The sequence below is a fragment of the Coprococcus hominis (ex Arizal et al. 2022) genome, assembly GCF_040094675.1.
GTDB classification, from domain to species: Bacteria; Bacillota; Clostridia; order Lachnospirales; family Lachnospiraceae; genus Coprococcus_C; species Coprococcus_C hominis.
This window is the reverse complement of sequence record NZ_JBBNHG010000032.1, coordinates 84,508-96,820: the sequence shown is the minus strand read 5'-3', so window position 1 is coordinate 96,820 and position 12,313 is coordinate 84,508. Positions and strand designations below refer to the sequence as shown.

The window sequence follows — 12,313 nt, the reverse complement described above, 5'->3', positions numbered from 1 at the left end:
TATCCACCCAAAACCACCGAAATTGTATCACTAAAAAGATATCCAGTCAACCAACATATATGAAAAATCGTTTAATTTTTCGTGAATTAAATGTTAATCCTCTTTTTTATCAATATATCGGTTGAGTGTCTCAACTACCGTGTTCAGATTATATGGTTTCGCAATATAATCATCGAGCTTGTTCTCTAAGATTCGTTCCTTATCACCAAACATGGCTCTCGCTGTAACTGCAATGATCGGAAGGCGCTTCTTATGCTCCTTCTGCTCAATCTCACGAATCTGCTGTGTTGCTGCGATACCATCCATAACCGGCATCTGTACATCGAACAGCGCTGCATCGTATTCCTTCTGCTTGAACAGCTCAATTGCTTTCTCACCATTCTCTGCAATATCATAAGAGAATCCTGCCATACCGAGCAGCTTACCGATAACCTGCTGGTTGACCGGCTCATCCTCTGCAACAAGGATACGCGCCTTGCTGTGTGCATTGATCGAGAATACTGCGGCATCTTCTTTTTCTTCCATGTTCTTGGCTGCTTCCACCTCGGCTGCCTTTACAACCTTCAGAGGAATCTCTGCAATGAACGTCGAACCGATGCCTTCCTTACTCTGCACACTGATGTTACCACCCATCAGCTCTGCAATCTGCTTGGAGATAACCAGACCAAGTCCGGAACCGCCATACTTTCTTGTATCGGAACCATCGACCTGTGAGAACCGGATAAACAGCTTATCCATGTTCTTCTCCGAGATACCGATACCAGTATCAGCAACCGCGATACGCAGGTTGATATTCTCTTTTTCTGCATCAATTGCGGCAATCTTTACTCTTACACTTCCCTCAGATGTGAATTTTAATGCATTGGAAAGCAAACAATTCAAAATCTGCTGGATTCTCTGTCCATCGCCCTTTACAAGCTTTGGAATATTGTTACCAAATGTGCAGTCAAGGGCAAGTCCCTTGTTTGTCGCTGTCGGTACCTGTGCAGCTACCGTCTCCTCAATGGCTGCACGCACATCGAAGATCTCTTCCTTCAGATTATATTTACCAGCTTCCAGCTTACTGATATCAAGAATATCGTTGATCAGGCGAAGCAGGTTATCTGCACAGCCCTTTGCAGTGAGCAGGTTATCGCGGTAATCTGCCTGCAGATCATCTGCCATCAGCGTAAGCTGCAGCATACCAAGGATTCCGTTGATCGGAGTACGAATCTCGTGGCTCATGTTCGCGAGGAACTCTGCCTGTGTCTTATATGCTGCATTCGCATCTTCGATTGCTGCAGACAGCTTGTTCTCCGTCTCCTTCTGGTCTGTAATATCAATAACAACCATGTTGATATAGTCAGCCTCAGACTTGTACATAACTGTGTTAAATACCTTGCCAAGCTTCTCCATCGTGATCTCCACGTCCATGAAGTCGCCCTCTTTGGTTCCAGAGGTATTATACGCAGTAAACCATGCGTTAATATCCTGTAACACTTCGATCTTACTCTCACCAAGAATCTTGTCCTGATAATCAGATGCATCCAGATTGAAGTAACTTCCGAACCGCTCATTTGCTTCCTGAATGCAGTACCCAATGCTGTTCCCAAGTGAATCTGTGATGATCTTTGCCTGTGCAAATCCGATCGGAAGATTCATGAACAGCTTCTTGTATTTGTCACCCTTTGTGTGGCCTGCCACAACGCCGCCACCAAGCGCAAATACAATCACTCCCGTGACAGCCGCAGCCAGCACGCCAACGATGATTCCCGCCGGAACCGCCTTAAAAATCGCACCAAATATAATTCCGAGCACGATATCCAGCGCCGCTGCAATGATGATTAGTTTCTGCCACCCTAATTTTGCTAGTTTTTCCATGTGCATAACACCCCCTATTTATCAACATTTTACTATACATTTTCGAGATTTTCAATATCTGTCTCGACCTCTTCTGCAAGTTTTTCGCCTGGTTTTTCATTCTCTTCGCGTGCGTTCGCCTTCTCGATTCTCCGCACCTCCAATTTCTTCTCCACCTGCAGGGAAACCAACAGTAACACCATGCAGATCACGGAAATCGCAATGCCCAAAAGCATACCCTGCGGCATATAGGAAAATTCAACCGTATGCGAACCGGCACCGATATCCACACCGATAAATGCGCCTGCCACCTTGTAGTAATCCACCTTTTTTCCGTCGACCTTTACCGTCCAGCCTTCATCATAAGGAATGCTTGTGAACAGTGTCTTATCCTCCGGCATCTCGATCGTGCCATAGACATAGCCATCCTTTACCGTTTCAACCTCCAGCATATGGTTCGTCAATTCCCGATATACATTTTCAAACACATCCTGATGGAAGGTTGCCACATAAAATGGTGCCACTTCGGAGCCACTGACATTGCTGTATTCGTATTCAATGGAAATGTAATCGCCCGCTTCCAGCTGTCCCAGATGGAAAATCTGGATCTGATAACGGTCATAAGCGATTTCCTGTCCGTTCTTATAAAACCGGATCTTCGTCACATAATTACCACGGCAGTTCACGTAATAATCGCCTGCATGATCCGCAGTAAAGCTCAACATAAAACACATCGGTCCAGATGCATTTGCTGTGAAGCTGACCTGATTATTCTCATAGCTGACTTTCGCCGTATCACTCGTCACACTGATCGCCGGATACTCGTCCTGGAAGAATCCGCCATAGCCAGTCATGTCATATGCCAGTGTATTCTGCGCGATCATTGCAGAGTAACGGCTCTGATCCCAGTCCTTGACATTGTTGCTCACCGCAAATCCAATAGAGGTCGGGTATGGATTCTCATAGATGGATACATTATCCACCGTTTCTTTATAATTATAATCAAAATTATTCAGATCTCCCGGTCGTTCCAGCAGATACCGGATATTAAAGATTGCATTTGTAAATGGCGTATAGCCACGATACAAAAATTCATTTGCGCCTGTATAAAATCCAAGCTTGCCCATCGTGGTGACAACCGGTCCCATAACCGTTGAATTGAATGTGCTGACGCTCGGCATGTTATGCCAGCTTGCCTCATCCAGTACCGTGTAATTCATCAGTTCCGAACGATAAAAGCCTGCCTGTTCTTCCTCTGCCATCTCCCGCACGCGCACATTCGCTTCTGTCACTGCCGGACTCGTCTTGTAATATTTCTTGTAATGACAATACCCATTTTCCGAAAATCCATATGCTGCATTTGCCACAAGCTCGACCAGACAGACACTTCCAATCACCGAAATGTAAGTCGCATGCGTGATCTTCTTCGACGTCCGCAGACAACAGGTCACGCCGTAGATCACCAGCAGCACAAGACTCGCCGGCAATGTATATTTGCCAATTGTCGCGCCTGCCTGCTGTTTACAGGCAAATGCAAACGCACCTGCCAGTAAAATTGACGAAATCACAAAATAAATATCGATTTCTGTAATCGACTGCACTGCATCATATGCCATAACGAGCAACACAAAAATAAACACAAATGAAAACCGATTCGGGATTCCATACTGGTCATGCATGCCATGCCAGATATAGTTTAACGTCCCATGATTGAAGCTGATCACAAGCAGCACCAACAGCACATATTTGCGGAACTTCTTCCACGGATGTTCCTTCACAAACAGATACAGGAACATCGTCAGAACCGCCAGCATGCCACAGTACAGATTCACACCGCCATCAAAGATCTGATTCGTAATCGGCTTTGTAAATACAAGCAGCTGCCGCAGCATCACAAAGATATTTCCATACCATGTTCCTTTTGGGATTGCCATATCTCCCGCTGCCGTCGCCATGATTCCATGATATGCAGGAAGCAGGATAAATGCTGCCATACCACCGGATAACAGGGAATACACTGCAAACCGGAATCCATTTATGAAGAATCGCTTCACTGTCTTATGCTCATAGACAAAGAACCACAGCACAAGAAACAGGCAAATGATATATCCAATATAATAATTACAATAGAGCGCATAGAACAGGGACAGCACATACAGCTTTGGATCTCTCTCCTCAAGCATCCGCTGGAAGCCCAGCATGATAAGCGGGAAGATCATAATACAATCCAGCCACATCGTGTTCCAGTTGTAACCGATCACATAATTACTGAACGCATAGGCAACCGAGATCGCCACGATCAGGAAATTGCGTTTCTTCTCGCCATCCTTGTAGCTTAGGAAATGTACCATTGCAACGGCTGTGAGTGCAATCTTTAAGCACATCAGGAAGCAGGTAACCGCCGCAATCTGTTCCTTGCCAAATAGTAACAACAGCAGATTAAACGGGCTCATCAGATAATACGCCGCAAGCGATACGAAATTCGAGCCAAGTGCTACATTCCATGTATAAAGAAGACTTCTCTCATGCAGAAGCTTGTCTCTGAGTTCTGAGAAAAACGGCAGATACTGATGCACACTGTCTACCAGCGTCAGGGAATTCTCTCCAAACGGTGCAATCTTTTCTGCGATACAGACAACCAGCATGACGACTGCAACGATTGCAAACGACAGATAATAGCACCAGTTATCCTGCATATTCTCGTGAAATGGTTTCTTTTCCTTGAACACAATCAGCTTGCTGAACACATAGTTCAATACCAGTACAATGACCTGTACAAGCAGCTTGGATGCCAGTTCATGGATTCGAAATGTATCACACAGAATCGCCAGTCCAAGAATTTCCACAACCATGGACACCAGACGGGCGCCTACAAACTGCACCGACTCTACCAGAGTTGCATAAAATCCCTTCTTCTTACTCTGAAATACAAAAAATTTATTTGCAAAGTATGCAAAAGCAATAGCCATAGCGATCGCTATGGCATTGCATGTATTTCTTGAAATTGGTGTAATAACGCGCAGCAGGAAGAATGTTACCAGGTTGACAGCTGTCGTACAGCCTCCCGCAATCAGATATCGCATTTTCTCATTGGCAAGAATCTTCTTTATAAAACGAATCAATGTACTACCCTAATCCTTTTCTTTTAATTTAAACCTGTAAGCAGATAGATCAGTGGAGAATTCCAGTAAATCGTTACCTCATTACATGAATAGCACTGCTCATTATCTACATATGCACGTCCCGGTGCAATTCCGTAGAGAACGGCATTTGCATATGGATCGTTCAGATTGTTATTGGCACCGCCAACCAGCATACCCGGCATCGTCTCTTTCAATACCTGTGATGGTCTGTGGTGTGTTGCATTCGGGGTGAGGGATCCATAGCCGGTCACATAGCAGTATCCGGTTGGGTTCACACCGAAGATATAATCACGCATCTTCTGCGCATATTCTGTATACTTGGCATCCCCTGTCAGGTTTGCAGCAGCCAGAAGCTCCATACCCTTGTTGGTGATCGTCATATTACTTCCCCAAGGATATGTCACACCCATACCTGTAAAGAAGCCCTCTGACTCTGCTTTCGAAAGTGTCTCATCCGCATCTGCAAGCAGCTTTTCCTTCGCTGTCTTTGCCACATCTGCATCCACGCCCTCGGTCTTTGCAAGATCATACAGCGCATAGCTTCCGATATCTGCCCAGCCAAAACCTGTCAGATAGTTGCTGTCAAGTGCTGTCTTTGTCGCAGTTAAATATTTTGCATCCTTTGTTGCAATATACATCTCTGCAGAAGCCCAAAGTGTCTCGTCTGCAAGATGTGTATCATCGTATGCACCTGTTACAAGGTCTTCCGGATTCTCATATCCCTTCATATCCGGATTTGCCTCCAAAAATGCATACGCGTTCGTTGCTGCATCCAGACAGCTCTTTGCAAAATCTGCATCGTATTCTGCATAGAGTACAGATGCCTTTGCCATAACAGCCGCGAAATCAGCCGTTGCTGCATAGGAAATCGGCGCAAGCACCATATCATCCGTCTCATCAACCGCAAGTACCGTCTCCGGGAATACAAGTGCAGTTACTTTATGGTAGACGCCACCGCTTGCTGCATCCTGCATCTTGAGCATCCAGTCAAGCTCATACTTTGCTTCATCGAGAAGATCCGGTGTCTTGTTTCCGCTCTCTGGAATTCCAAGATCATCGGCAGTCTGACCATAATCCTCGTAAGCAAGGAAGAGATCCTGTACCGTCTTAGCACCAGACACAACATATCGTCCGTAATCACCGGCATCATGCCATCCACCAGATACATCAATCTTTGTTCCAGATGTATCTCCGTAAACAGTCGCTTCCTGCATATGACATGCCTCATGTGCGAAATCTCCAGCGATATCCTTTGTCACCTCTGTTCCGCATCGCTGCTTGTATAACATCAGTACAACATCCTTATACACATCATCATACAGATCGTCCCCGATGGAGAACTCATAGGATGCACCAGATGGACTGGAAATAATCTTGTATGTACCAGGTGTCTTAAACTCCGTGAAATCACCATGTCTTACGTTTGATTCCGCAGACTTGTCATACGAAAGCTCTCCGTATGCACCAACAAACATTGTCTCATCTGTCTTCGCATCTACGATCTTGAATTTCTCATCGTCCTTGGATGTCACGATCACTGTCTTTGTATCATCCGGCTTGTAACCGATCTGATTTACCTTTACCTGAATCGGCTGTGGTGCACCGACAATCTTCTCCGCATTGGAACCGTCTGTTACAAACAGGGAAATGTTGTCGAAGTAAATCTTATGTGCTTCTGTAACCTCAGTCTGTCCTTCCTGAGTTCCCATATTGACAACAAATCTTGGAGCCGGATCGGAATTTTCTTCCATCGTAAACTCCTTCGTAATCGTCTGTGTCTCTGGTCCAACTGTGATGAAATCACTCGCATAGGCATGGTAGTCTCCACCATTGATCTGTACACGCCACTGGATCACACGTTCAATATCACTTCTGACATCAAAACTCATCGTATAGACACAGCCCTTTGCCATCGTAAATCCATCGTAATAAATCTGGCAGCTATGCTCAAGCGGTCCACTCTTTGTAATGTCACAAACGAGTTCGCCATTTTCTGCGGACATTGTAAAGTTACCATTATTTATGTAACTCGTAAAACCATCTGTACCATCATCAAATGTCACGCCGATCGCATCTGCGCCTTCCACCGTCGTGAAACGGTCATCCTCCACAACTTCCTGTTCCGTCGTTGTCCAGTCTCCATCATCCTCGATGGTTGACGCTGTTGCATCTGTCACGGTTGCACCACCACCAGATGTCTGTTCTGTCGTCACCTTGTCTGTCTTTCCGCCACATGCACATAACGAAAGTGCAAGTGCTGCCGCCGCAACAACTGCGGCTGTCTTCCTGAATTTTCTCATAAACCCTCCTATCGTTTTTGTCCCTCTTTTTATCGTTTTATTGTAGTCCCACATGGGTACTACGAACAAAATTTCACAACCTCATCGTATGGTAATGCACCGCCGAATATATCCAGTGCACTTCCCACCGTCACATCAATGCGATCCTGTCCACATTGCTTCAAGCTCTCTAAATCATCAAAGCTTCCAACTCCGCCTGCATAAGTCATCGGCTGTTTGCCCCATGTGCCAAGCATGGTTGCAAGCTCCGTCTCAATGCCTGCCGCTTTACCCTCGACATCCACTGCATGAATCAGATATTCGCTACAGTATTCTGCCAGCTTGTCCAGCGTCTCCGGTGTAACAACTTCGTCTGTAAATTCCTGCCAGCGGTCGGTCACGATATAATACCTGCCATCCTTTTTCCGACAGGACAAATCGAGCACCAGATGCTCCGCACCGATCAGACTCGACAGCCGTTTCAGATTCTCGTAATTGATTCTTCCATCCTTAAATACATAGGATGTCACGATTACCTGCCGCGCGCCCATATCCAGAAACTGCTCTGCATTGTCTGCGTTGATGCCGCCACCGATCTGCAGGCCCTGTGGATATGCAGCAAGTGCAAGCTTCGCCTGTTCCAGATCTGCCTCATAGTATGTACTGCCAGCCGGATTCAGCAGGATAATATGTCCGCCGACCAGACCGCTTCGGCGATACAGATCAGCATAGAAATCTGCCTTCAGCTCCGAAACGAAGTTATCCTTGGCAAAATCAGCCTCATCTTTCAGGCTACCGCCGACAATCTGCTTGACTGCGCCATTATGTATATCAATGCATGGTCGAAACCGCATAATACGCTCCTTCTACGTCTGTCCGTCTGAATTTGCATCTATGGAATCCCACGTTCATGTATGGAACTGGTATAAATGCACATAGAATGTATTGCAAGCAGAAAGTACTAAGTGTTCTAATATACATGTTCTTACCATACGGGACCGCCGTCGATTCGCCGTCCATGGCTCAACGACGGCTTGTTTGAACATCGTGTTCAAACATCCCTGATTACAGAAAGAACACTAAGTACTTCCATGCCTGCAAACATATCCTATGTTCCATTTATACCGGTTCCACACATGACTCGCGAATAAACATAACAAGTCAGTTCAAACGGACAGGCATATTCTGTTTTTCCTTATTGGTTTCTCAAAACCTAATTGGTTTTTATCGTACCATATTTCCCTACCTTGTTCAATATATTTCGCTTTACGTGAAAGTGTTTTTGCGGTATCATTTACCCAAGGTAAATTGAACGAACACCTGTAAATTGGGTTCCAGACATTTGCGAATCGTATGAGGATTTGTGTATATATGTCTGCATCCGCTTCAAATAATTTAAATATGTTTGGGACTTAGAAGTTCTTGATGTTCTGTGAGTATCAGCAATGTTTGAACACGACGTTCAAACAAGCCGCCAGTGAGCCATGGACGGCGAATTGGCGGCGGTTGCGTACGATAACTATATGTGTATCAGAACATCTAGTACTTCTTAGTTTCAATACATGCTGATATATTATTGGAAGCGGATGCAGACATATCACAAATCCCATCACGATTCGTAGATACTGAAACAGTTTTACAGGGGCAAGGAGAAAATATGTTAAACGATTTGAAGAAAGAAATCACGGATTGCTACATGTACGGTGAGATCATCTGCCAACAGGGTTTTGGTCCAAAAACCGATATCTCCATGCATGACATGATCCGTTTTGATCTGCTGCAGTTTCTGGTGTATCTGACAGACAGCTCCGACGGCAGCCTGTACCCGGAGACACGCTTTTTACACGAATATCTCGGACAATATTTCACATTGGAATCTCTGATGCGCTTCAAGCAGGATCGCACAGCAACCCCCGAATTTGTCACAACGATTCCACGTTCCCTGACTTATTTTGTGGAAGCTGACCAGTCTGGGCTTTCTGCCTGCACGACGAAAGGTTTTTCAAAGTCAAGGAATCTGTACAACCTGTATGTCGAACTCGGTCAGGCATACATTTCCTGCAACAACCGGACAACCGACACAGAAGTCTCCGCGCTGACGGCTTATACCGGTATGATCGAGGAATACCTGCGCAAACTGAAACTGTTTGAGCCCGGCGAGAATCCGGCACTGAAGAATCCCCCGAAACCTTCCACCCCGAACAAGGCAGCCTCCGATGCCAACCCCCCTGCCAAAAATGCATCGACCTCGCAGGCGGCTATGGCTGCTATGAAAGGCACTATCAACAAGCAGGAAGTTCCAGAGGAAGATATCAAATTAGATGATCTGCTAAATGAATTAAACGAACTGACCGGACTTTCTGAAGTAAAGAAAGATATTAAATCACTGATCAACCTGTTGAAGGTGAAGAAGCTGCGGGAAGAGCGCGGTATGAAGCAGCCCGAAATGTCATTGCACATGGTATTTTCCGGGAATCCGGGAACTGGTAAAACAACCGTTGCCCGTCTGCTCGCCAAAATCTACAAATGTCTCGGTATCCTGCCGGGTGGTCAGTTGGTCGAGGTTGACCGTTCCAACTTAGTCGAAGGCTATGTCGGACAGACTGCCATCAAGACAAAGGAAGTCGTGGAAAGTGCCTTAGGCGGCGTACTCTTCATCGACGAAGCTTACACACTTACCGCAGGCAAAGACGGAAAGGACTTCGGGCAGGAAGCGGTAGATACCCTGCTTAAAATGATGGAGGATAACCGCGATAATCTGATCGTGATTGTTGCCGGTTACACCGAATTGATGCAGGAGTTTGTAGACTCCAATCCGGGACTCCGTTCGAGATTTAACAAATACATCAATTTCGAGGACTATAGCGGCGACGAGCTTTATGATATCTTCTTATCCATGTGCAAAAAACAGGAATACGAACCAAACGCACAGGGAAAAGCATATGTCAAAGAGTTACTGAATATCTGGGCAAAATCCCACGATGAAAACTTTGCAAATGCAAGAGAAGTACGAAACTATCTGGAGCGTTCCATCGCCAGACAGGCAAGCCGTATCGTCGAGCTTGACTCTGTCAGCGACAAACAATTAAAGACATTAACCAAGGGGGATTTAACGGAGGGATAATACCTGTGACCACAGGATTTCAAACAAATCCCGCTCTGTACGTTCCATCTGCGCATCTACGATGGCAGCCTCGCGCACCTGTCTGACAGAATCAGGCAGATCGTGAAGCTGCCATTTTGCATGAGCAGCATTTACAATCCGATATCCATGCTCGCGTACACGCAGGCAGAAGTCAAGTGCGGAAAGCTCTGTCCGGAATTTATCCGAGAATCCACCCAACTGTACAAACACTGATCTTTTCACAAGCATACAATGTGCCGGCACAATCACATATTCGCGGTTCATTCCATAGTACCGCATCGCACCGGTCTCATCCTGCCGGATCTTCCGCCATTCTTTCCATGCATCAAATTGTGGTAATCCGCGATACGGATAGCGGTATAAATTTTTTATTTCCTTCAGATCAATCGCACGTTCTGTTTCCGCCTGCCATTTCTGAACCGGAGACTCATATGCCCCTGCGAATTCCAAGCCCGCGCAATACAGCCGATCCCGGTCATCATAGACCGTCCCGGCTACAATTCCGACGTCTTCACGCATAGCGATACCTAGCATTTCACCGAGTGCTGTCGTATCGCCAATCTCCATATTCGCATCCAAAAATAAAAGGAAACTGCCATTCGCATGCAAGGTTCCAAGATTTCGGCATTCCGTGCTGCTTTTCCCAGGCTCTGCCTCCACCACAGCAATATTTCGTCTGCGGCTCTGCATCTGCTGGTAATATTTCTGCAATTCCTCATCTGTTCGGTCTTCATCTACAATGATAATCTCAAAATTACTGTACCGTGTTTTCTCGTAAAATGGCTCCAGCATCTGTTCCATCAACGAACGATTCGTATGCCCGGTTATGATCATCGACACGAGTGGATTGCCCGGTGTATCATATTTTACCGTATATACGCTTCGCTGATCAGTCATCATGACACGCGCCAGCAAATGTTCCCGCGACACATGTGCCTCCAATGCCTCTTTGCCCGCCAGATTCTCCTGTGCATGCTTTGCCTCCCGCTCCGAAGAAGTTCCATCATGAATCCGTTTGTGATACAACACGCGCGGAATATGACAGATCTCCCGGTTGCCTTCACAGCAACGCAGGATCATATCGTAGCCCTGCGCACCATCATACTGACTATGAAAGCCTCCGTCCGCCAGCATAAGCTCTCTCCGTGCCACAAACAAATGGGAAATATAATTATATGCACGCAGCAGGTCGATATCGAATTCCGGTTTGAATCGCGGTTCCAGATAATGACTTCCATTTTCTGCCATCCGGTCTTCATCGGAATAAACCACATCATAGCGTTCTCTCTGCAAAGCATCCACCACCCAGTACAGGGCATCCTCCGTCAGGACATCGTCATGATCCAGCAATGCAACATACGCTCCTTTTGCCGCCTGCAATGCCCGGTTACTGTTCCCGGAAATTCCAAGATTTTCTTCCATTTTTATGTACTGGATTCGCGGTTCATTCTCCATATATTGCCAGATAATGCGCTCCGTCTCCAAACTATACACCTTCTCCAGCACCGACAATTCGCCATCCTCTGATACGCGCGCATCAAGAACCGGCGGTTCTCCCTTCGCCTGACTGCCATCGACCAGACACAGTTCCCAGTTCCCATAGGTCTGATGCAGCACCGATTCCAGCATTGCACGTAAAGAAAGCTCCGGTGTCATATACACCGGAACTACAATACTGATACAAGGGCAGTATGAAAACACCCGCTCCCGCTGTGTTGCAAGTGCTTCCTCATCTGCCTCTATATTTTCTTTAAAAAAACGATCATACGCCAGATCCAGCCCCGTCACCATCGAACGTGCCTTGGAAAGCGCCTCCGGGATTGCAGTCGAACGAATATGCGCAAAGCCTTTTTTAATTGTATCCGCATTCAAGTCTGAAAGTCGAAACTTCATCGCCACTGCCTCCC

6 protein-coding genes are annotated in these 12,313 nt (G+C 46.2%); 1 reads left to right on the top strand and 5 read right to left on the bottom strand.

Going from position 1 to position 12,313, the window contains the following annotated elements; translation table 11 throughout:
* Positions 1–93 precede the first annotated feature (93 nt).
* Genes AAAT93_RS08600 through hisA form a run of 4 tightly spaced genes read right to left on the bottom strand, consistent with a single transcriptional unit; the run spans position 94 to position 8,115 of the window.
* Positions 94–1,860 (bottom strand): ATP-binding protein, encoded by a 1,767-nt coding sequence (locus AAAT93_RS08600; protein ID WP_021984503.1) that lies wholly within the window; start codon positions 1,858–1,860, stop codon positions 94–96.
* A 32-nt stretch (positions 1,861–1,892) separates the two neighbouring features.
* A complete protein-coding gene (locus tag AAAT93_RS08595; protein ID WP_118734793.1) occupies positions 1,893–4,961 on the bottom strand; it encodes a GtrA family protein in 3,069 nt (1,022 codons plus the stop codon).
* 23 nt (positions 4,962–4,984) lie between these two features.
* The gene (locus AAAT93_RS08590) at positions 4,985–7,282 is read right to left on the bottom strand and encodes a glycoside hydrolase family 9 protein (protein ID WP_196020776.1); all 2,298 of its coding nucleotides are present in this window, start codon (positions 7,280–7,282) and stop codon (positions 4,985–4,987) included.
* A 59-nt stretch (positions 7,283–7,341) separates the two neighbouring features.
* Complete coding sequence (gene hisA / locus AAAT93_RS08585; protein WP_118374596.1) at positions 7,342–8,115, bottom strand: phosphoribosylformimino-5-aminoimidazole carboxamide ribotide isomerase; 774 nt, start codon at positions 8,113–8,115, stop codon at positions 7,342–7,344.
* An 803-nt stretch (positions 8,116–8,918) separates the two neighbouring features.
* Here hisA and AAAT93_RS08580 point away from each other — a divergent pair.
* On the top strand, positions 8,919–10,385 hold the full coding sequence (locus AAAT93_RS08580; RefSeq protein WP_118671133.1) for an AAA family ATPase: 1,467 nt from the start codon (positions 8,919–8,921) through the stop codon (positions 10,383–10,385).
* On the opposite strand, the gene AAAT93_RS08575 is transcribed toward AAAT93_RS08580, so the two are convergent.
* Positions 10,371–12,299, bottom strand: coding sequence for a glycosyltransferase family 2 protein (locus AAAT93_RS08575; protein ID WP_195541097.1), 1,929 nt, complete (start codon positions 12,297–12,299; stop codon positions 10,371–10,373). The two genes, AAAT93_RS08580 and AAAT93_RS08575, sit on opposite strands and share 15 nt — an antisense overlap.
* Between the last annotated feature and the right edge of the window lie 14 nt (positions 12,300–12,313).